A 23,303-nucleotide genomic window follows, 5' to 3' on the forward strand; every position below is an offset into this window, starting at 1 on the left:
CATTATCTATTTTGCCAGCTCCAACATACGTTTTAGAGGCTTTTCACAGGCTGTTATAGCCTCCTTTGACATATGTATTTCATTTTCTCCCGTTTCAAGTACCCGTCTGATTTTCTCCAGGGTAATTTCTTTCATGTCCTGGCAAATCGGAACAGTCTCTGTAAAATAAAATGTCTTTCCAGGGTTTTCTTTTTCCAACATATACCGCACTCCTTCCTCTGTACAGACAATAAACTCTTTACAGTTGCTCTGCCCTGCATAGGCAATGATTCCAGACGTACTCCCTATATAATCTGACAACTCTAAAATCTCCTGTGGGCATTCCGGATGAGTAAGAATTTCAGCCTGTGGATGAAGTGCTTTTAAGTTCTCAATCTCTTTTTTCCTCATTTTTTCATGGATCGGACAAAAACCTTCATTATATATAAAATGTTTATCTGGAACCTGCGAAGCAACATAATGTGCCAGATTTCTATCTGGTATAAAAAATATATGTTTGTTTGGAAGTGCTTTTACTATTTTTACCGCATTTGCCGAAGTCACACAGACATCCGCATATCGTTTCAGCTCCGCTGTGGAATTAATATAACAGACTACCGCCAGATCTGTATATTCTGTCCTGATTTTTTGGATCGTTTTTTTGTCTGCCATATGTGCCATTGCGCAATCTGCCTCTCTATCCGGCATCAGTACTGTTTTCTCAGGATTTAAAATCTTCGCGCTCTCTCCCATAAAAGAGACCCCGCAGAAAACAATTGTCGTTTCCTTCAAAGTTACGGCAACTTTGCTTAAATAAAAAGAATCCCCAATATAATCCGCAATTTCCTGCACTTCACTGTTTACATAATAATGCGCAAGGATTACTGCGTCCCTCTCCTTCTTCAACCGGTTTATTTCATCAATAATTGTCATAATTGTCCTCTTCCTCTCCGTAAATTCACATTATTATAGCATATGTTTTTACATGTGACAAGACACATAACTTTACAACAACTTCCGTACAATAAAGACCTCCTCGAAGTTTTATGTCCGAGGAGGTCTTATTCTTTCTGTTTTTATCTTTTATTTTTCCAAATAAACTCTCAGATATGTCATTTTACCGGCAGTTTTACTTCCAAAGGATTCTCCAGCCCATTTTCAAAACGGTACAGACTGTCAAAATTGTACCGCATCATATTTTCCACATCCTTATCCGTATAAAATGCCGTATGTGGAGAAAGTATCACATTAGGAAAGGAACGAAGAATTGCCATCGTTCGGTTTTCGATCACATCTCCCATGCGGTTGTAATAATACAGACCATCTTCTTTTTCCAGCACGTCCAGAGCTGCTCCTCCGAGCTGCCCGGATTCCAGGCCTTCAATCAGAGCATCTGTATCAATCATACTTCCTCTCGCACAATTCACCAGCATAGCTCCTTTTTTCATATGGGATATCGTCTGTGCGTTTATCATATGATAACTCTCCGGTGTCGCCGGCGTATGTATGGTAATGATGTCAGACTTTTCGTACAGTTCTTCCAGAGTAACATATTCACAGGGCAAATTCTCTTTTTCGTATATATCATATGCTAATATTTTACATCCAAATCCCGAAAGATTTCGCACTACATTCGCCCCAATCTGTCCGGTCCCTATCACGCCCACCGTACACGAAGCCAGATCTCTTCCTATCTTTTTTCTAAGGGTATAATCCTGCACTTCCGCACATTTTAAAATATACAGCATATTCCGCAGACACATCAAAATCAACATGACTGTATAATTGGAAACTCCGTCTGGGTCATATTTCGTATTGCTTACACGCATTCCGAGCTCTCCCGCCCTCTGTAGGTCGATATGGTCATATCCAATCGAGCGTGTCGTGATGTATTTTACTCCCAGGCTATGAAATCTATCTAGAAGCTCGGCGCCCATTTCACAAGGCGTGGTGCTCACCGCATCACACCCCTGCGCCAAATGTGCGTTTTCCAAAGTCGGATATTGGGCGCTCCATTCAAAGTCAATCCCATACTCTTTTTTCAGTTTCTCTGCCACATCTAGTTCATCAAACTCACGCATTGCATATATAAAAATCTTCATGTTTGACTCCTTTTGCAATAATTCTGTCTTTTATTCTTCTGCCTTACATTCGATTGCGGAGAAATCTCTCGAAGGATCGATCTTCTTCAGTCCAAATCCGGTCAGAATATAAATCAGAGAAATGACCGGTACAAACATTGCAAGGAAATTGTATTGACACATAGGTCCGGCCGATACTCCCAAAACGCCTGCCACAAATACCGGCCCTGTGCTCCACGGCATCAGTGTTCCGCCTAAGGTACCAACATCCTCCATGATTCTTGAAAGATTTTCCGATTTCAAATTATAACGTTTCAACAAAGGATTAAATAATGTCGCATCCATTACAAATGGGAAATTATAGGTCGGCACTAAGGTAATACCAAGCCAGGTTGTAACATATGCGGAAAGCAGAACGCCTTTTCCTGTCTTAATTCTTCTTACAAGCATGTCGAAGATTGGCTGCAAGATTCCGGTGCCTGTTAAAATACCTCCTAAGCCTAACGCACTGATGAAGATAGAAAGGAGCTTTAACATACTTGTCAGCCCGCCGCGGTTTAAGATAGAAGTAACCATTGTATCTTCTGTGTTTGCCACATAACCACTGGTCAGAAAAGTTCCAAGATCAGAAATCGACACTCCCTGATATACAACAGCGATCGCCGCCGCAAGCAAAGCGCCTACCAACAGGGACACAACGGTTGATTTCCGCATCAGGATCATCACGATAACAACAATCAGAGGAATCACCGGCAGGAAATTAATGTGATATAAGCCCTGTAAAGATTCTACAAACGCATCTGCAGCCGCCCTATCATAATTGTCGTTTGCTGTCACAACTCCCATTACGCCATAGACAATCACGCAGAGAACCGCCGCCGGAATGGTTGTCCAAAGCATCGCTTTAATATGTACGAAAATGTCTGTCTCTGTCAATGTGGAAGCCAGAATTGTTGTGTCAGAAAGCGGAGACATTTTATCCCCAAAATAAGCGCCGGATATAATTGCGCCGGATGTAAAAGCCGGATTAATGCCAAGCGCAGTTCCTATACCAATCATTGCCACACCTACTGTTCCTGCTGTCCCCCAGGATGTACCGGTAGCCACAGAGATGACGCAGCAGAACAAAAAGGTAAACGGTAAGAAAAACTTCGGTGTAATAATTTCCATTCCTCCCACCAGAATGGACGGAATCGTTCCTGCTGCCATAAATGCGGCAATCATAATACCTACAGCTAAAATAATCGCTGAAGAAGGAATACATTTTTTCGCGGATTCATATGCAAAGTCTTCAATCTCTCTGAATTTAAACCCTAAAGGCATTGCAAAAACTCCTGCAAGCAGCCATGACACAAACAACAGAATTGCAAAATCAATCTTAAACAGCGCATAGCCCAGGGCTATAAACAGTACGATCACCGCAAATACTATAATTGAATACTGCCATGACGGGGTTTTTCTGTTTTTTTCTTTTTCCATAATTACCTCACTCCTATTCATTCCTATATTCTTTTGTATCTCTTTTACCGAATCGCTTTTTCAAATCCTTTTTCCAGATCGGCAATCAAGTCATTTACATCCTCCAGTCCGACTGAAACACGAATCAAATCTGCCGGAATTCCCTTCTCGGCATCTGCATCCTTTGGGCTGATCAAAGAATGTGCCTCTCCTAAGCTCACCCAGTGCTTAAACAGCTTCAGCTCTGTAAGAAATTCGTTGTATAGTGTGTCATGGTCTACATCTAACTGGAAGCAAAGCATTCCCCCAAAGCGCTTCAACTGCTTTTTGGCAAGCTCATGCTGTGGATGTTCCTTAAGTCCCGGATAAATCAGATTTTTTACAAATGGCTTCGTTCCAAGATACGCCGCCAGCTTCTCTGCATTGTCGCAGTGTCTCTCCATTCTCATTGACAGGGTCTGTATTCCGCGCATAATTAGGAAGGAACCAAACGGACTCAGACAAGGGCCAAGCTCTCCCATCATCCTTTGCACCTTATAATAAATCTCGTGTTCATTTGTACTGATCGCGCCTCCCAGGGCGTCCCCATGTCCATTTATGTACTTCGTAACGCTCTCACAGACTACGTCGCATCCTAATTCCAAGGGCCTGCAAAGATACGGTGAAGCAAATGTATTGTCATTGATATGTTTTGCTCCATACTTGTGAGACAGCTCGCTGCACCGCTTTAGGTCAATTACCTCCAACATCGGATTCGTAATTGTCTCTGTCAGAATCAGCGTTGTATCACCCTTCTTTAATTCTCTCTCCAACGCCTCCGTATCTGTCATGTCTATCATTACAACGTCTGCATTCAACAGCCGCGGCAAATCTTCCTTCACAAAAAAATACGTCCAAAGATATAGATCCTTATGACAGATAATACGCGCTCCATGGTTTAACAATGCCAGAAGTGACAACGTCACCGAGGATACGCCGCTTGCTGTTGCCAGCGTATATGCCGCCCCCTCTAGAGATGCAATATTTGCACAAAGTGCGTCTCTGCTAGGATCTCCGTTTCTCTGATACGTTGTGCCTGATGTCACCGATGCATAGATAGGCACTGCCGAACGATCCGTATAGTTCCCCACATCTATCGCGCGGGTTGAAAAGTTCATCTTTTCATATTCTTTGTTCCTTTCAAAAATATCAGTTCGATCAATCTTGGGCATCAATTCTTCACTTGTTCCCATATTACCCTCCTATTTCTGCCAGATTCACCAGCGGTTTTTTGGTTTAAAGTTATTATATATTCGTTTTTATGAAAATAATATTCGCATTTTTAATATAATTTTTTCATTTAATTTGTTATAAACGCCAAATAATTTTATATAAATATCCATTTATGAAAAAATTGTTTATTTTGTACATTTTCCATTTCTATATTTGTTTATTCTGACACTTTTTCATTTTCTCCACTTTTATCATGCATATTTTATTTACAAAACTCCTGTTTTATATTAGCATATTCATAAACAACTATAATTTTTGCATATAAAAGGGGTAAAAATATGAAAACCAGCAAAAATGAAATCATTTCACGCCAAAATAAAATCATTCATTATTTACGTAAAAACAATTACATAAACGTATCGGAACTCGCAGATATTTTTCATGTTTCTGATACAACAATCCGCAGAGATATTCATCTACTCGCCAATTACGGAGAAGCCATCCGCTGTAAGAACAATGTATGTATATTGGATATAAACAGAAGTCATCCTAAATTTGACGACGAAAAAGGGGCCTCTGCCTGCTCTGAAGAAAAAGACAAAATTGCCCAATATGCCGCGACTCTGATTGAGGACGGCGACACTGTCTTTTTCAATAGCAGTTCTACTGTACTTAGAGTTATCCCATATATCAAAAATAAATCCGTGACAATCATTACAAATAATGGAAGAAGTCTGTTTACAGACAGGGATTCCAGTACAGAACTTGTACTGATAGGAGGTGAAGTGATCGGAAATACAAAAATGGGAAATGCAAAAATGTATACGGCAGGCAGTCTCGCTATTGAAGCAATTCAAAAAATATCTTCTACGAAATGCATCCTCGGTGTGAGTGGCATCAGTGCAAAAGGCGGGCTTACTTCAATGGCAGTTCAAGATCCCGCTATAAACCAGGCCATGATCCAGCACTGTGACGGTCCCGTCATCATTGTAGCCGATCATAGAAAAGTAGGGATCCAGCACAGCTTCTTTTTTGGAAATTTATCCGATGTTTCCTGCCTGGTAACAGACGCCGACAGTGATATGAAAGAACTGGAGAAAATAAAAAAGGCAGGGGTAGAAGTTGTGATTGCAGATTCTTAACAAAGGCAGATTATACCAAGTATTATTGTTCTATATTGTTTAACAGCCTTTCCCTAGTTCTCTTTTGGGAAAGGCTGTCATTTTTTTATGTTTCTTTTAATACTCTGTCTCTAAAATCTGCATATAGTCTGTTTTTTCCGCTTCTGTAATAGTACGGATAACCTTGCATGGCACTCCTGCCGCCACCACATTAGCAGGAACATCTCTTGTAATCACACTTCCTGCTCCAATAATCGTATTGTCCCCGATTGTTACGCCCTGGTCAATATGCACTCCTGCCCCAATCCATACTTTGTTTCCAATTTTAACCGGTTTTCCAAAACATGCACCCTTTGCTCGTTCTTCGTGCCAGTAGGCATGCCGGCAAGTATAAATTCCGACTCGTGGCCCAAATAAAACATCATCTCCAATATAGATACCTCCTCCGTCTAGCATAACACAGTCAAAATTTGCATAAAAATTATCCCCCAGATGAATATGAAACCCAAACTCACATCTGAAGTTCGGCTCAAAAAATGGATTTTTCCCCATGGAACCAAGCAGTTTTTTTAAAATCGCCTCCCTGACCTCTGGCGCCTCCCCATAAGACTGATTGTACTGATTCGTCAAAAATACGGTTTCTTTTCTTGCATTTACTAGTTCTTCTGTCTGATCGTTATACATCTTTCCAGACAAAATCCTCTCTTTTTGTTCTTGTAGATTCATTCTCTCACCTTTCTTTCAAATTGTACTACGCTTTATGTCTGCTGCCATATAACTCTCTTATTGCTATTTTTAAAAATCTTTTCATAATATATCATAAATTATTACGTTCTTTTCTACGATATATTATATTGTCTAATATATTTCTTATCTTGTCATTTTATTGACATGACATTATCCAGAATATAAACTTAATACAAAGGAGGAAATAATTCTATGGAAACAAAATTTTTGTCCCACTCTACCCTCTATAAAGGAGATTATAACTGTTTATTCCGGACACCTAAAAATGAACTGCCTTCCAACGTCCATTACCATGATTTCTATGAAATTGTAGTATATCTAGGGAATGCCGGAATTTTTAAAATAAACGGAAATGAATATCTTGTAAAACGAGGTGACATCGTATTAATCAATATGTTTGATCCTCATACTCTCGTTTACAACAAAAATACGCATTATGAACGTTTCAGTATTTCTATAGACCCTAACCTTCTACTTTCTTTCAATACCTCGCAGTCTAATCTTCTGGATATTTTTTCGCAGGAAAATAGACACTATCCTATTTTTCATGTAGAAGGCAAATGCTTCAATAAATATTTAAACCTACTTTACCAATTTGAACAACATAAACCGGCTCACGGCCAAGATATTTATGAGAAGGCACTGCTCCATCAGCTTGCTTCGTATTTATATAGCGATTGTTACGACGGTATTCACTTTGACAACACAGATTCCCGCCATGTGGCAATGGTAGCAGACATTATCAACTATATCAGTTCTCACCTCAACGAGAACCTGTCTCTAGAAATTATTGCACAGGAAGTAAATTACAGCGAATACTATATTTGTCGGATTTTTAAAAAAATCACGAATAACACTCTTACAAATTATATCGTAGAAAAACGAATTGAAAAAGCTGCTCATTATTTAAATGGAACACTTTCGATTAATAAAGTAGCTGAAAGTGTAGGCTTTAATAACTATAGTTACTTTTATAAAACCTTTTCTAAATATATGGGTATCAGCCCTATGGAATATCGAAAGCAATGTCAATTATCAAAAAATTAAAACTTTATATACAGAAGGCTTTGATTCAAAAATCGTGAATCAAAGCCTTCTTTTATATTCTTAACTATAGAAATACTATGCTCTTATAGCCTTATAGCCCCGGGAGCACTCCTTGAAATAGAGAAAGTATAATAACCCCCAAGAAAACGCCTACTCCACCGATAAACCCTCCTACAGTCCAGCACCGGAATGTTTCTGGTATACTGATTTTATTAAATCGGCTAATTGACCAGAAACCTGAATCATTAGGAAGCGAAAGCCCGACTCCTCCCGCGCAGATAGCAATTGCCGCTAAAACTGGAGAAATTCCTGAAGCTATAACTGTCGAATACAAGATGGCAGATGTCGTAGTAACCGCGACAGTTGTAGAACCTTGCGCCACCCTGATTAATTGAGACAGAACAAAGCCTAACAGCAGGACCGGTATATGTAGATTTCCAAATACCTCTGCCATATAATCTCCAATTCCTGTAAGCTGAATTACTTTTCCGAAGGCGCCTCCTGCTCCTGTTATCAGTAAAATCATCCCAACCTGGTCAAGTCCCTTTCCCATAATTCCACTCATATTTCCTTTTGGTATATATGGTCTTGCGATCAGCATACTACATAATACCCCAACTAACATTGCCAGATTTTTATTTCCAATAAAACTCAATAAAGGAATTGCCGCGCTTTCCTCCGGCAGCATAATAGAAGCAAAGCTTCCTACAACAATCATAAGAATCGGAATTAAAAGGATCATCATTGCCGCACCAAAAGAAATCGTCTTTTCCTTTTTTTCTTCTGTATCCATTAGTTTTTGTTCTTCTAATTCTACTTCATCTAATTCACGAACAAACCCTGTTTTCTTTTCCATGCGATCTAAATATTTTCCCCAGAGTATTCCGCCAAATACAAAGCCTACTAAACTTGCAATGGTAGAATACACAAAGAAAATTCCTATATTTAGTTTCATATTTTCTGCAACCGCCAATGGTCCTGCAGTCGGAATGACACAGGCCGCAGTAATCGACGCCGCTACGCCATAGCACGCTACAAAAGAAAGCCTGCTGATATTTGTCTTTCTGGACAATGCCCTTACCATCGTGGAAAAAAGCACTGTCACTACATCACCAAAAACTGGAATTCCCGCAACAAAAGCTGCTACCCCCAATCCAGCCGGAGAGTTCTTTTCACCAAATTTTTCAATCATCTTATTTGCAATTGCGTTAATTCCTCCTGATTCAAATAGGAGCATCCCAAGCATGACCCCCATTCCTGTGACGATACCAATCCCGCCAATTGTATCTGTAAAGCCCTGCGCAACTGCCGCACTTGCCTCATCCAAGGGCATTCTCATTAATAGTGCTGTGATGAAAGACGTTAAAATGAGTGAAACAAATGCATTTAAATTAAATTTAATAATCGTTACCAGCAAAAATGCCAGCGAAAAAATAAAAATCACAATTAACAATGGACCCGTAACCATAATGTCCTCCTTTATTCATTTGACCTAATGTAGCTTTATTTTCAACAGAGTACATGGCGCCAATGTCCCTGTTAATTTTTATTTCTCTTTTCTGTATACTTCTTCTCCGTTTACTATCGTAATAAGTACTGCAGCGTTCCTTATTTCATCTGCAGGACACGTCATAATATCTCTGTCCAACACAATAAAGTCTGCCATTTTATCTGGTTCCAATGTACCTTTCAGTTTTTCTTCAAACTGCCCATATGCTGCCCACGATGTATAGCTCCGAAGCGCTGCTTCACGGGAAATACAATTTTCGGGGAACCAGCCTCCTTCTGGATTTCCGTCCTGATCTTTCCTCGTTACTGCGGCATATATTCCCCAGTATGGATTCGCCGGAGATGAGGGCGAATCTGAGCCTCCGATCACCATGAGCCCCTTTTTCCAAGGCATACCGCTTGCATAGGATCTGCTGGCACGTTCTTTGCCAATTCTTCGTTCTGCCATTGAAGCGCTCCGTGGAGCATGAATTGCCTGCATACTAGGAAGAATTTTCAACTCTTTAATTTTTTCTACATCCTCGTCCGTAACAAGTTGAAAATGTTCGATTCTAAATCTATGATTTGGATCCCATTTTTCTTTTAAGACCTTTTCGTATGTATTTATTACCTGCCTGTTTGCTTTATCTCCAATCGCGTGTGTAATCACTTGAAAACCATGTTTATAAGCTCTTTTTACTAAATCGTATAATTCTTCATCTGTATGGTTTAATTTCCCATAATTTCCCGGACAATCAGAATACTCCTCAAATAATGCCGCACTCTGTGAACCAAAAGACCCGTCTGCGAAAAGTTTTACCGCCCTGATATTCATTCTGTTTTCATAAAGCCCTATCTCTGGACCATTCTGATAATACTGTTTCTCCCAAAGAGGATCTTCCTGTTCTCCAGGAAGCGACCCCAGTGCTCCACTAATTCTTAGCTTCAGTTTTCCATTTTCATATAAATGTTTCATTGTATTTATATGATCTGTAACAACATTCATCGCCATCACAGATGTAAAACCCAGTTTAAACGACTCCTCCTGTGCTCGAAGCAATACTTTTTCTAATTGTTTTCCAGACAGCGGAGGAATTTTATCAACGATTAATTTGCACGCGTTGTCTGTCACGCATCCTAACAGTTCGCCGTCTTCCCTTTTCAAAATAGAGCCGCCCTGCGGTTCCGGCGTATCTTTCGTAATGCCGGCAACTTCTAGGGCCTTAGAATTTACCCACAGCATATGTCCGTCACATCTGCCCAGTGAAACTGGATTGTCTGGTGCTACCCAATCCAGTTCTTCTTTTGTAGGATAACTCTTGTCCTCCCATACCTCATTATTCCATCCAAAATCACTCTGGATCCATTCCCCCGGTTCTAATGTTTTTACTTTTTCCCGAATTTGCATAAATATTTCTTCTTTGGGTTTCCAAAAACAGTCGATTTGCATTAAAACTTCTCCAAACTTCATAAGATGGGTATGTCCTTCAATTAACCCCGGAAGTACTGTTTTATTTTGTAAATCTATCACCTTCGTACTATCCGAAATATAGGGCTCCATCTCTTCATTTTTTCCTACTCCTATGATTTTTCCATCCTTTACAGCGATTGCTTCCTGTATGGACATCTTCTCATCTACTGTGTAAATTTTCCCGTTTTTATATACACTGTCCGCCTTCACATTTTCCATATTTGGAGTACACCGTCCCTTCCTTTTGTTATAAAAATTATACTATCTGTAAATACCTCTGAAAATTATTTATCTTGCGTTTCGCATTTCATATATTGTTATTATGTACATTTTTACCCCCCCCCACCGTTTATTATTTGTATATTTTTCACAATTTTTCGTATGGTTTCTCCGCATTATCCTTTTAATACTTTTAACCGGCGTAACTTTGAAAGCTTCAGAAAGTGAACCTTTTCGGCTGGCTTTAACTCAAAATGAGGCACAGGGAAATTTCCCCTGTACCTCAAATATTGTACTCTAACCTTATCAAAGAACCTTTATAGTCCCGGAAGCACGCCCTGGAATATGGAAAGAATACAGGTACCTGCAAACATTGTAATTCCTCCTATGAACCCTCCTATTGTCCAGGCTTTAAATGTTTCCGGCACTGTGATACGATTGAATCTTCCTATAGACCAGAATCCAGAATCATTTGGCAATGATAAGCCTACACCTCCCGCACAAATAGCAAGCCCTGCCAGTATAGGAGACACCGTACCGGCCGCAATACTAGATGACATAATAGATGCAGTTGTCATTAAAGCTACAGCCGTTGAACCTTGTGCGCATCGTATTAGCTGCGACAAAACAAAACACAAAAGCAGAATCGGAATATTAAATCCTATAAAGACCTCTGCCAGGTAATCTCCTATTCCCGTTGTCTGAATAATATGACCAAATGAGCCGCCTGCTCCTGTTATCAATAATACTAAGCCTACCTGATCTGCCGCTTCTATCATAACGGTTTCTATCGTCTTAGTTAAATATGGTTTGGAGATAATAGCTGCATAACTCACGCCTATCAGCATCGCTATATTTTTGTCTCCAATAAATTCCAGAATCTTTCTTGCCATCGTTCCTTCGTCAAATAAAACACTCACAAAGCTGCAGAAGACAATAATAATAATGGGAAGTAAAATCATGGACATTGCTTTTCCAAATCCAATTGAATTATCCTCTGTATGTTCTTCCATTGCCGCTATTTCTTCTTTGTCGCTTTCTTCTAATACTCTTACAGTTCCTGCTTTCTTCTCTTGCCTATCCAGAAAACGTCCCCAAAGAATACCGCCCGTTATCATGCCTATTGCTCCTGTAATCGTAGCATAAACAAAAAAGACGCCTACATTTAACCCCAATATTTCACATACTGCCAGCGGCGGTGGTGTCGGAATAATCGCTGATGCTGCTATAGAACCAGAAACTGCAACTGCTGCCACAAAAGTCATACGGGCAATTTTCGTTTTCCAGGATAACGTTCTTACCATAGGTGCAAAAAGAATATCTACAATATCGCCAAATACAGGAATTCCTGTTATAAATGCAGAAACCGCCAAAGCTGTAGGTGAATTTTTGACACCAAACTTTTTAATAATTGCATTTGCAATTGCCAGGATTCCTCCAGATTCAAACAAAAACATTCCCAGCATAACGCCCAGTCCGGTTACAATACCAATTCCTCCTACTGTATCCGCAAATCCTGCTGAAATCCCTTCTGTAATCTCAGGCAAATCCATTCCCATCAATAATGCTGTAAGTGCAGAAGTAAGCAGTAATGCGACAAACGCGTTCATTTTGAATTTAATAATCGCAACCATTAAAAACAAAATAGAAAAGACAAATATTACAATAAGCCAATTTCCTGTTACCATTTTTTCCTCCTCGTTCTTTCTATGATTTCTTAGTTAAAATTATATCGGCAATCTATTTAGAAAGGAATTATTTATCTTGCCACTTACATTTCTTATGTTGTCATTATGCATACATATACGAAATTTTCAACATTATTTTTAATTATTTTGCACAATGAACATTAATGCATTTTGACATAATATATAAATTCACATAGACAAATGCTCCAAAAGCATACATTTTGCTTTCAGAGCATTTATGTTTTAGAATATCGTAACCTTTTCGATTCCCATATATTTACATATAGCTGACATGATTGCTGTCAGATCTCCTTCTTTTACAATCAGATGATGATCCATCCCTATTTTCATCATCTTATCAACTGTATCACTTGCTTTTACAGGTACATGTAGTTTTACGAGAAGTTTTTCACCGCCTTCTTTCCATTCCTCATACTCTGCTTTTACTACATCTGCTTTTTCAATAAGGAGCTTATAATTTCCTTTGTTTCCGACAATACTTGCCACTGTTGCCTTTTCCATTGGTTTTAACGGAAGCCCCACAAAAGTTCCTTTCTCCCCGCTAGGAGAAATCTGTACTTTTTCAATACCTTCTGCCAACGAATGAGCTGTACTTCCCTCATGGGCAAGAGAGAGAATTTGTTTCTCATCATCTATACTTCCGACTTCCCCCAGGGCGCATGCGCCTCCTTTTGCCGCCAGATTCAGCATATACATAATCATTGTATGCCCTATGTCCCCCTCTGTATCTACAATAAATCCTTCATCCGCCAGCCATGAAGAAGTAAGATTCATCAGTCCGCTGAACATAGGATAACACTCTGCTGCCATTGCATCTAATGAGTAGGCTTCTATCGTTTGCTTTGTTGCCAGATATACCTTTGCCATATACAGCATGGTCTCTTTGTCTGCCAACACCTTTCCTGTACGTTCTGCCAAACACTTCAGAGTTGCCTCTGCCTGTTCGTCCGTAATCTTATCCGCCAGCTCTATAATTTCACTCATCTCCACATGCACCAGTGTCACACCAAATTTTCTTGAGAATTCCCACTCTTCCAGAGACATATCCTGGGGGCCGGCAACACGCCATGTCTGTCTTGGACCTACCAATGCAAGACGCATACCATTCACTGTTTTTATGATCTGCCCTGCTTCTGCTATCGTTTTTACTTTATCTGCAAGTCCTTCCTGCTCTGGTAGTCCATATACATAGTCATATTCTATTCCATTCGTTTTTAAAATGGCGCCGAAGTGCTGCACGCACCCTATAGAAAATGTTTCTGTATACGGCACTGCCCAGAATATCGTTGGCAGGTTCAATTCACTGATAAATACATACTGCATGGAATCCATAATCCATGTTACTTCAACGATCACTAAAGCATCTAAATCTTTCTGTTTAAATTCTTTACATATATCGACTGTGTCAGCAGAGTTCCACGCTATTTTAGAAGCACACACAACATCTACACCTTTTTTCGTCAATACATTTTTAACTCCCTGTATTAACTCTTCCGCCCTGTGTCCGCCGCTTTCATATTCACATGTCACTCCTACAACGCCAACTTTTGGTTGTCTCATCCTTATCTCCCTCCTGTCTTTATTTTTTATCACTTGGCGAGCAGCTCCACGTAATCACTGCTGGTTCCATTCCTATATTCGTCAGTTCATGGGGCTCTCCTTCTTCCACTAAGAGAATATCTCCTTCCCCCAATTCAAAATGCTCCTGTGACTGAGGATTTCTCATAATTACCTGACCTCTGCTGACATAAAATACTTCATGTGACTTCGCATGACCAGGATCGATCCCTCCGGTCTGTCCCGGAAGTAATGTAGAAGAGCCGAACGTAATTTTACCCGTCTGTATATATTCCCTGCATACTTCCGGCCCGTCCAGCGAAATCCGCGTTTCATTTTTTCTTACGACTTTCATATTTATCTTCCCTTTCCTGCTTAATTTAAGCCTTAGATTTCTATAATCTCTTTAAAAAATCCACAACGTATTCCAGGTTTTCTCTAAATGTTCCGTCTTTCACAAAATTCTTTGTAAACAAAGCGCTTCCCATAGTAAATGCCCACGGGTTCATTTCCTTTACAAGTTTTATTCTCTCCTCAGATCCAATACTTCCTGCTAAAATTACCGGACGCTTTGCATGCTTAATATATTCTGCCGACAGTATATTCGGATCTCCGTCTACATAACGATACCCCAGTAAATCTGTTCCAAAAACTCCTTTCTGAGCGAATTCTTCTTCTTGTTTCAACATTTCTTCCAAAGTTCCCTCAAGAATACTTGGACTTTCAGAAACTTTTCCTGCAAATGGGCAATATTTTAAGCCTTGTTCTTTGATATATTTTGCCACACTGTCATAGTAAAGTGTTCCTAGTAAATAATCAAAACCACACTCTACCGCCAGCTTAGCTCCTCTCATACACTCTTCCTCCGAATAAGAAACAACTTCAAGGAAAGAGATTTTACCAGCATCTCTCATTTTTTTACATAAAACTTTCATCTTCTCTGGTTCCATTCCTACATCTTTAAAGCCCCAATATTGAATGGGTAAGTCTTTGTTTTCCTCAAAGATCTCAATCGCGTCTTTTACTGTTTTATCATTGTGGGTCAACATAATAATGATCTTATCTATCATACTCATCTTTTTCACTCCTTATGTATTTTGTATATTGTATACTAAAAATTTATTTAAAAAAATTTACTCTGCTTTTTTATTCTTCAAAGCAGTCTGTTAAATCTTCGAAAAGTTTCCGATACATTCGGTACCCCTTTTCATAGATTTCCTTATTTACTTCTGAAGGAAGAATTCTCTCCTTTACTTCCACCATATTATCTACAGCGCTGTCTATACTCTCAAAACTTCCCGTTGCCTTTCCTGCCAGAATCGCTGCTCCTAAAGCTGCTGCTTCTTTTGATTTTACCGTTTCTAGTGTCACTTGGTTAATGTCTGCTTTGATCTGATTCCATACACTGCTCTTGGAACCACCACCTAAGGATCTGACTTCCTTTACCGTGATTCCCATATCAGAAAGCGCATCTATATTCCGTCTTAGTATATATCCCAAAGCTTCCATTATCGCTCTCATAAAATGTGCTTTTGTATGTTGTAGTGTAAACCCAAACCATACTCCTTTCGCTTTAGAATTCACATCTGGCGCCAGTGAACCTGACAAATGAGGAAGCATTACAAGGCCATCACTGCCTGCCGGTACCTTTTCCGCTTCTTTGCTTATAAAATCATATGCGTCTCCGCACCCTCTCTTTTCAAGAAGCATTTCTGCCTCGCAAAACTTATCGCGAAACCACCTCAGTGTCATTCCGCCATTTGTAAAAGTATGGATCATATACATTCCTTCTTTTGGAAAACAAAACAGCGGCATTTTAGCCTGAGGATCAAATATCGGTTTTTCTACAGGAACGCATACAGCCAGGGCCGCACCAATGGTTTCAGAAAACATTCCTTCTCTTATATTTCCTGCTCCAATTGCTCCTGCCGCCTGATCCAATGCCCCTGTGCAGACAGTAAGATTCTCTCCAATCTGCAGTTCAGTCGCTACTTCTGGAAGTATTTTCCCGACCGGCATTCCTGATTCCACCACTGGGGCAAGCTGTTCTTCCCGTATCTGCAGAAACTCCAGCATTTCTTTCCAATAACTTTTCTCGATAATGTCCCAATAGGTTGTAGAGCACACAAGAGAAGGTTCTGTAGCACATTTTCCAGTCAGCCTGTATAGAAAATAATCTTCAATCAAAAGGATTTTATCCGTTTTATCAAATACTTCTGGTTCATGTTCTCTTACCCATAAAACTTTTGACGCGGGCCAGCATGCTTCAAAGCTTACCTGCCCTGTTTTTTTATAGCAAACATCATTTCCAAATTTTTCTGTTAATTTTTCTGCTTCTTTTGTTGCTCTGTTGTCCATCCAGACAATCGCGTTGCGCAATGGTTTTCCCTTTTTATCCAAAAAGAACAACGTTTCCCCCTGCGCGGACATTGCCATGGCTAGTTCTGTATCTTTATCAAAAGAATATTTCTTTTTTAAATCAAACAATCCAGCTTTAAATGCCTGCCAATATACTTCCGGTTCTTCCTCTACATAGTTTAATGCAGGAGTCAACAGATCGTATTCCTGTGTGGAAACTGCCAAAAGTGTACCTTTTTCATCAAAAAGAGCGATTTTTAAAGCTGTTGTGCCTATATCCAGCCCAATCAATCGTTTCATGCCGTTCTCCCCTCCTCTACGGATTCACTACATTTACTGGATTTCCACTCAAAAATGCCTTTAAGTTATCTATCGCTATATTCATAAGGCGAAGTCTGGATTCCTTCGGCGCCCATGAAATATGAGGTGTGATAATACAATTCTTTGCCCGAAGCAATGGATTATCTCCTTTAATTGGCTCTGTCGATACAACATCCACCCCGGCAGCATATACTTTTCCTGAATTTAATGCGTCTGCCAGATCTTGTTCTACAACCAACGGCCCTCTTGAATTGTTTAAAATAATAACTCCGTCTTTCATTTTTTCAATATTTTCCTTGCAAATAATTCCTTCTGTAGACGGAAACAGCGGACAATGTACAGAGATAACATCCGATTCTGCGAGTAATTCTTCTAATGAAACATACTGTGCGATTTCTTTTCCAGATTCATTTGAATATTCATCATACGCAAGCACTTTCATTCCCATTGCTTTTGCAATCCGTCCCGCAGACTGCCCTATCCTTCCAAATCCAATAATCCCCATTGTTTTCCCTGCAAGCTCAATTAACGGATAATCCCAAAAGCACCAATCCGGATTCTTTTCCCAAGCTCCTTCGTGCACAACTTGATCGTGGTGTCCAATATGATGGCAGATTTCTAAAAGCAATGCAATCGCAAATTGTCCTACTGCATCTGTCCCGTATGTAGGAATATTTGTTACCGGTATATTCTTTTCCCGTGCTGCATTTACATCCACAACATTATATCCTGTGGCGAGAACCCCTACAAATTTTATATTTTTGCACACTTCAAAAACTTCTCGTGAAAGCGGTGTTTTATTGGTAAATACGATTTCCGCTTCACCGATTCTATCAATAATTTCCTGGATATCTGTGAGAGAAGTCCGGTCATAAACCGTTACTTCCCCCATACCCTCAAGTCCTGTCCAGTCTAAATCCCCGGGATTTAGCGTATAGCCGTCTAAAACTACAATTTTCATCTGTTCCTCCTATTTCAGTACTTCCGGATTCACAACATTATATGGTTTTTCTCCTTCCAGTACTCCCGTAATACCGCTTAATGCTTCTGCGCACATCCCCATACGAGCCTTTAATGTACAGCTTGCAATATGCGGCGTTAATGTAACATTATCCAATTCTAAAAGTTCTGGGCTTACATTAGGTTCATCTTCAAAGACATCCAGCCCCGCCCCTTTGATTTCTCTAGTTTTTAATGCCTCTGCCAGGGCTTTTTCATCTACCACTGCTCCTCTTGCCGCGTTTACGAGGTATGCGCTTTTCTTCATCTTGCGGAAAGTATCGGCATTTATAATATGATGATTTTCTGGAATATACGGCATATGTAATGTAATGCAATCACTATTTTCAATCACTTCATCAAAGCTCATATATGTGACATCGTATTCTTTTTCCACTTCCTCAGGAGCACGAAACTTATCATAGTAAATCACATTCATTCCTAATCCCTGGGCCTTCTTGCAAACCATTTTCCCGATACGTCCAAATCCCATAATGCCAAGTGTTCTTCCATATACCTCACAATCTATATCAGAAAAATTAGGAGATTTCCAGATACCCTGCCTTACTTCTCTGTCATATCTTGCCACACCTCTCATAGTAGATATGATCAGGGCAACCGCGTGCTCAGCCGTCGCTTCTGTCACTGTTGTCGGAGTATTTACTACCGGAAGCCCTACTTCTGTCGCATACTGCCAATCAATATTGTTGTATCCTACGCCGAAATTTGCAATTACCTTCAAATTTTTAGCCTTGTCTATTATCTTTTTATCCCCCTCATTATCTAAAATAAAGTAAGCGTCATAATCCTCTATCATATCGTAGACTTCCGCATAACTAAACGCGCCCTTTTCTTTATCCGGATATGTAAATTCATACCTTCCCTTATAAGGAGCCAAACATGCTTCCGGTACCCATTCAGAAATTAAAATTTTCATCATTTTTATTATCCTCCTTTTAATCGTATGCCCTAAAAGATATATCGTAACTCATTCCCTACGAGCGACGAGTTGCACCCGATAAGGGATAAAATTTATTGGATTTTTTCTGCCATTCTCTTCACATCTTTACATGTTCCATTCCATGCTGCCATTAGAATATCCATCTGGTCTAAGATGCAGAAATGTTTTACTCCCAAGTCTCTATAATACTCCGCTTCCTCCAGAGAGCCAATTTCCACTCTCGGCTGTACACCATGTTCCAATGCAACTTTAATCATTCTCTCATGCTCCGCCTTAATGTCTTCCTTGTGGTCTGCACAGTTCCATCCACGGCTCATACAGTAATCAGACGGTCCAAACTGTACCATATCTACACCCGGAATCGAGCAAATTTCTTCGATATGATCCATTGCTTCTTTCTTTTCGATCATAAATGCCTTTACAAGGCTTCTGTTCATTGCCGCATATTCCATCTGTTTCAACTCTGGATGATAGTGGATCCAACGGCCATTTGGATAGCCAAATTTTCCGCCATCCTCCGGAGTCTTCGGAGTAATCTTTTCTAGTGTCTCTCTTACCTGTTCCGGTGTTTCATGATCTGTGAACAAAATTGCCTGGAATCCACATGCCGCTGCTTTCTGCGCTACATAAAACCGATTTTGAAAATCCACTTTAATCATAGAGCCTGCATCATATAATTCACATGTGCGTGCAAAATTTTCTAAGTCATTCAGTGTAAATGGAGCATATTCTGCCAGAAATTCAAAATAGTCGAAACTTCCCGTAGACGCTGCCGCTTCCACAATAGTAGGCCATGTACTCCAGATTCTCGTATTTACTGTTGTTCCATTTGACTCCAAAATGTTTCTTAATTTGTTTAATTTCATGTTATGTTTCTCCTTTATCTATTTTCATTTTTTTAGAAATATTTCTTGGTTACATCATATCTTGATTCTGGTTTATCGTCGATTATTAATCTTGCACTTAACATTTCTTATCTTGTCTTCTCCTTGTTATGTCATCTTTTTCTGATCAAACAAAACCGCCAGAAGAATAACCATTCCCTTCACCACCGTCTGCCAGTTTGCATCTATCATAAGCATTGTCATACCATTAGATAAAATCCCTACTATGATAATACCTATTACTATTTTTTGCACTTTTCCAATTCCACCACTCATACTAACCCCACCTATTACCGCACAAGTAATCGCATCCATTTCGTATCCGGATCCATAGCTAGGAAGCGCAGATGTAGAACGGGCCGCCAAAATAATCCCCCCTAAAGCAGACATGAAACCTGCATATCCATATATCATTGTAGTAACAACCTTTACTTTAATTCCTGATACTACTGCTGCCTGAATGTTTCCACCAATTGCATATGTATAACTCCCAAATTTTGTCTTGTGTAAGATAATAAATGTGATTACTGCCATCAAAGCAAAAATTAAAATCGGAATCGGAATGCCTATAAACGAGCCTCCTCCCAAATAGAGAAAAGATTTAGGAAAATTAGTGACGGGTTTTCCATTTGTATATAATTGGGCAAGTCCTCTTGCTGCCAGTTGTACAGCCAAAGTTGTTATAAATGGAGGTACATTTCCATATGCAGTCATAATACCGCTAAATATCCCGCAAAGTAACCCAACCGTTAATCCTATCATAATCCCTACTCCTACAGGCAGTCCAAATCCCGAAGAGCTGATCATAGATCCCGTAATAACAGCGGAAAGTGCGACAACAGAACCACCTGATACATCAATTCCCTTGGCTATAATAGGAAATGCAGTTCCCAGGGCAATTACACCTGTGATGGATATCTGCCTGAGGACATTTAAAATATTATTTCTAGTCATGAATGAATCCGGTTTTAATATTGTCATAATAATAACCATTAAAAGCATAACAAATAAAATACTGTATTCACTAATAAATTTTCTTATATTTTCTTTTTTCATCTCGCGCCTCCTTATGTCGATGTAATTCCACTCGAATACGCCATTATTTTTTCCTGGCTAAATTCATTCCGTTCCAGGCTGCCCATCATCCCTCCCTCATGCAGTACCATAATCCTGTCGCTCATTCCTATTACTTCCGGCATCTCTGAAGAAATCATAATAATACTAGTTCCTTTTGCCGCTAATTCACTAATCAAACTATGAATAACAGTCTTAGAACCGACATCAATTCCTCTGGTTGGTTCATCTATAATCAGAATCTCAGGCTCAATTAGAAGCCATCTCCCAATCAATACTTTCTGCTGATTACCCCCTGATAAATTCTCCATCAACTGGTTTATATCTGAAACTTTTACAGATAGAGTTTTCCTCATGTTTTCTGTGGCATTTTTTGTCTTTTTCCCACTGACAAACCCCCATTTTGTATATTTTCTAATAGCCGCAATGTATGTATTTCTATTAACATCTAAAGGTAGAAAGCAGCCAGAAGCTTTTCTGTCTTCCGTCAGGAAGCCTATTCCATATGAAATTGCATCTCCTGGTGTCCGTATATCAACCGGTTTTCCTTTTATATAAATCTTTCCCGACGTTTTTTTCCTCATACCGAAAAGCGTTTCCATTATTTCTGTTCTGCCTGCTCCCACTAAACCTGCAAAGCCAAGAATCTCTCCCTTATGCAGTTCAAAACTGATATTCTTAAATAAGCTTTCACAAGATAAATTTTCTACCTTTAGTACAGTCTCCCCAATATCTACGTTTATTTTTTGGTAAAAGTCCTTAATTTCTCTTCCAACCATAAGAGAAATTAAAATATTCTGATCCATCTCTTTTGCAGTCCTGGTATCAACATACTGTCCATCTCTGAAAACAGTAATCTCATCTGCAATTCGGAAAATTTCATCCATCTTATGTGAAATGTATATAATTGTTATTTTCTTTTCCAACAGATTTTTTATAATCCGAAACAAATTTTTCGCATCATCTTCCGTAATAGAAGATGTAGGCTCATCCATAATAATCAAATCTGCATCACAGGAGACAGACTTTGCTATCTCACAAAGCTGCTGCTGTGCAACTGTAAGATTTTTCATTTTTGTTTTTGGATTTATTCGTATGTTAAGACGCTCAAATATTTTCGCACTCTCTCTTTCCATCTTCTTATCATCCAAAATCAACCCGTTCTTTCCAGTTTGTTCTCTCCCTAAAAACATATTCTGAGCCACTGTACGTTCAGGCATGTTTGCCAATTCCTGATGTATCATCGCAATCCCATGTTTCAGTGCATCACTAGGGCCCGCGAAGTGTACCTGCTGTTCTTTAAAAACAATCTGTCCCCCGTCCGGTTTATACAATCCTAACAGCACTTTCATCAAAGTAGATTTGCCAGCTCCATTTTCTCCCATTAAAGCATGTACAGTCCCTTTTCTTACTTTTAACCGTACTTTGTCTAAAGCTAATACACCAGGAAATTTTTTTGTAATATCCTGCATTTCTAGTATATACTTTCCTTCCATAGATACTGCCACCTTTCTCTTCCTGACATAAAAACGAACAATTCCGCATCAGGCTTTCTACACTTAAAAAAGAGGCATATGCTCCCTAGCGCCGGGAGCATATGCCTCTATATATAATCTTATTTACCAAGGACTTCATCCCATACTTCCTGGCACTCATCTATATTATCTTTTGTCACTACCATACACTGCAAATTAATTGTATCTTCTACTTCTTCTCCATTGTTCAATTTTTGTAGAGTATCAATCGCTGTATCAGCAATGTTTTTTACATTGTCAAACACCGTAACATCCAGCACACCTTCCTCAATCATTTCCAAAGCTTCTGGTGTTGAATCAATTCCTGCAATATAGTAGTCTTCAAGATTTAGCCCCTGCCCTTGTATCGCCAGCCCTGCACCGATAGCCATTTCATCGTTATTACTGATAACAGCGTTAAATTCTTCTCCTGACTGCAAGAGATTTTCTACAATGTCCATCGCATCTGCTCTTGACCAGTTAGCACATTCCTCCTGCACAACTGTAATTCCATCATATTTTTCAAATACCTCCTTATTGCCTGCTGTCCTCTCATTCGTATATTCTGAACCTAGTTCACCCAGCAATATAATAACTTTTCCAGTTTCACCCATCTTTTCTACCAGACCTTCCGCCTGCGCTACTCCGGTATCATATGAGTCCATTATAATTGTGGTATCCGGTTTTACAGAAGAATATAATGCCTTTGTCGTTATAAGTAGAATTCCGGCTTCTTCGCACTGTGTCACATAATTTTCACACGCATTGGAATCTACACAGTGCAACACGATTCCTGCAACATTCATAGAAATTAAATTTGTAATATTTTGTGACTCTGTATTTACATCTTTCTTACTGTCTAATACCATTAATTCGTAGTCATCTGTTTTTGAAACTGTATTCTCAAATGCATCTACTAAATAGGAAACATAATTGTCATCCAAGCTATGTACTACCAAACCGATTGTTTTTTTGTCTTCGCTATTATCAGAAGTTGTTCCTTCTTTTGTATTCTTATTACCACATCCGGCAATAAGACCGCACAGCATACATACCAATATGATTATTGAAATAATTTTCCTTTTTTCCATATTCTTTTACCT

Annotated in this window: 20 protein-coding genes; 2 read left to right on the forward strand and 18 right to left on the reverse strand. The window is 39.4% G+C overall.

Annotation, left to right across the window (positions count from 1 at the left end; all coding sequences use genetic code 11):
• Nucleotides 1-6: 6 nt before the first annotated feature.
• The 4 genes from nadA to ACZ5C4_RS18300 all read right to left on the reverse strand — a co-directional run bounded on the left by nadA (nt 7) and on the right by ACZ5C4_RS18300 (nt 4,750).
• Complete coding sequence (gene nadA / locus ACZ5C4_RS18285; RefSeq protein ID WP_464522253.1) at nt 7-912, reverse strand: quinolinate synthase NadA; 906 nt, start codon at nt 910-912, stop codon at nt 7-9.
• 179 nt (nt 913-1,091) lie between these two features.
• Entirely contained in the window at nt 1,092-2,081 is a 990-nt protein-coding gene (locus tag ACZ5C4_RS18290) for a D-isomer specific 2-hydroxyacid dehydrogenase family protein (RefSeq protein WP_464522254.1), read from the reverse strand.
• Nucleotides 2,082-2,111: 30 nt separating this feature from the next.
• Nucleotides 2,112-3,539: a Na+/H+ antiporter NhaC gene (nhaC, locus tag ACZ5C4_RS18295; protein ID WP_464522255.1), complete on the reverse strand. Its 1,428-nt coding sequence runs from the start codon at nt 3,537-3,539 to the stop codon at nt 2,112-2,114.
• A gap of 44 nt (nt 3,540-3,583) precedes the next feature.
• Nucleotides 3,584-4,750: a trans-sulfuration enzyme family protein gene (locus ACZ5C4_RS18300; protein WP_464522256.1), complete on the reverse strand. Its 1,167-nt coding sequence runs from the start codon at nt 4,748-4,750 to the stop codon at nt 3,584-3,586.
• Between the two features lie 318 nt (nt 4,751-5,068).
• Here ACZ5C4_RS18300 and ACZ5C4_RS18305 point away from each other — a divergent pair, with 318 nt between their 5' ends.
• Nucleotides 5,069-5,872, forward strand: a complete 804-nt coding sequence (locus tag ACZ5C4_RS18305; RefSeq protein WP_464522257.1) for a DeoR/GlpR family DNA-binding transcription regulator — start codon at nt 5,069-5,071, stop codon at nt 5,870-5,872.
• A gap of 96 nt (nt 5,873-5,968) precedes the next feature.
• Here ACZ5C4_RS18305 and ACZ5C4_RS18310 read toward each other — a convergent pair whose 3' ends face one another.
• Nucleotides 5,969-6,577, reverse strand: a complete 609-nt coding sequence (locus ACZ5C4_RS18310; protein ID WP_464522258.1) for a sugar O-acetyltransferase — start codon at nt 6,575-6,577, stop codon at nt 5,969-5,971.
• Nucleotides 6,578-6,790: 213 nt separating this feature from the next.
• Here ACZ5C4_RS18310 and ACZ5C4_RS18315 point away from each other — a divergent pair, with 213 nt between their 5' ends.
• The gene (locus ACZ5C4_RS18315) at nt 6,791-7,645 is read left to right on the forward strand and encodes an AraC family transcriptional regulator (protein WP_464522259.1); all 855 of its coding nucleotides are present in this window, start codon (nt 6,791-6,793) and stop codon (nt 7,643-7,645) included.
• Between the two features lie 91 nt (nt 7,646-7,736).
• Here ACZ5C4_RS18315 and ACZ5C4_RS18320 read toward each other — a convergent pair whose 3' ends face one another.
• From ACZ5C4_RS18320 to ACZ5C4_RS18380, 13 genes are all read right to left on the reverse strand, one after another.
• Nucleotides 7,737-9,113, reverse strand: a complete 1,377-nt coding sequence (locus ACZ5C4_RS18320) for a GntP family permease (RefSeq protein ID WP_464522260.1) — start codon at nt 9,111-9,113, stop codon at nt 7,737-7,739.
• Nucleotides 9,114-9,191: 78 nt separating this feature from the next.
• The gene (locus tag ACZ5C4_RS18325) at nt 9,192-10,823 is read right to left on the reverse strand and encodes an amidohydrolase (RefSeq protein ID WP_464522261.1); all 1,632 of its coding nucleotides are present in this window, start codon (nt 10,821-10,823) and stop codon (nt 9,192-9,194) included.
• 317 nt (nt 10,824-11,140) lie between these two features.
• Nucleotides 11,141-12,511, reverse strand: coding sequence for a GntP family permease (locus tag ACZ5C4_RS18330; protein ID WP_464522262.1), 1,371 nt, complete (start codon nt 12,509-12,511; stop codon nt 11,141-11,143).
• Between the two features lie 243 nt (nt 12,512-12,754).
• Entirely contained in the window at nt 12,755-14,092 is a 1,338-nt protein-coding gene (locus ACZ5C4_RS18335) for a hypothetical protein (RefSeq protein ID WP_464522263.1), read from the reverse strand.
• A gap of 19 nt (nt 14,093-14,111) precedes the next feature.
• The gene (locus ACZ5C4_RS18340; protein WP_464522264.1) at nt 14,112-14,444 is read right to left on the reverse strand and encodes a cupin domain-containing protein; all 333 of its coding nucleotides are present in this window, start codon (nt 14,442-14,444) and stop codon (nt 14,112-14,114) included.
• Nucleotides 14,445-14,484: 40 nt separating this feature from the next.
• Nucleotides 14,485-15,165, reverse strand: coding sequence for a hypothetical protein (locus ACZ5C4_RS18345; RefSeq protein ID WP_464522265.1), 681 nt, complete (start codon nt 15,163-15,165; stop codon nt 14,485-14,487).
• A 70-nt stretch (nt 15,166-15,235) separates the two neighbouring features.
• Entirely contained in the window at nt 15,236-16,747 is a 1,512-nt protein-coding gene (locus ACZ5C4_RS18350) for a xylulokinase (RefSeq protein ID WP_464522266.1), read from the reverse strand.
• A 16-nt stretch (nt 16,748-16,763) separates the two neighbouring features.
• Nucleotides 16,764-17,729, reverse strand: a complete 966-nt coding sequence (locus ACZ5C4_RS18355; protein ID WP_464522267.1) for a D-2-hydroxyacid dehydrogenase — start codon at nt 17,727-17,729, stop codon at nt 16,764-16,766.
• A 9-nt stretch (nt 17,730-17,738) separates the two neighbouring features.
• On the reverse strand, nt 17,739-18,707 hold the full coding sequence (locus ACZ5C4_RS18360; RefSeq protein ID WP_464522268.1) for an NAD(P)-dependent oxidoreductase: 969 nt from the start codon (nt 18,705-18,707) through the stop codon (nt 17,739-17,741).
• 92 nt (nt 18,708-18,799) lie between these two features.
• Entirely contained in the window at nt 18,800-19,594 is a 795-nt protein-coding gene (locus ACZ5C4_RS18365; protein ID WP_464522269.1) for an aldolase/citrate lyase family protein, read from the reverse strand.
• A 126-nt stretch (nt 19,595-19,720) separates the two neighbouring features.
• Complete coding sequence (locus ACZ5C4_RS18370; RefSeq protein ID WP_464522270.1) at nt 19,721-20,668, reverse strand: ABC transporter permease; 948 nt, start codon at nt 20,666-20,668, stop codon at nt 19,721-19,723.
• An 11-nt stretch (nt 20,669-20,679) separates the two neighbouring features.
• The gene (locus ACZ5C4_RS18375) at nt 20,680-22,182 is read right to left on the reverse strand and encodes a sugar ABC transporter ATP-binding protein (RefSeq protein ID WP_464522271.1); all 1,503 of its coding nucleotides are present in this window, start codon (nt 22,180-22,182) and stop codon (nt 20,680-20,682) included.
• A 119-nt stretch (nt 22,183-22,301) separates the two neighbouring features.
• Nucleotides 22,302-23,291 carry a sugar ABC transporter substrate-binding protein gene (locus ACZ5C4_RS18380; RefSeq protein WP_464522272.1) on the reverse strand — a complete coding sequence of 330 codons (990 nt, stop codon included), beginning with the start codon at nt 23,289-23,291 and terminating at the stop codon, nt 22,302-22,304.
• Between the last annotated feature and the right edge of the window lie 12 nt (nt 23,292-23,303).

The organism is Mediterraneibacter flintii (assembly GCF_055387595.1).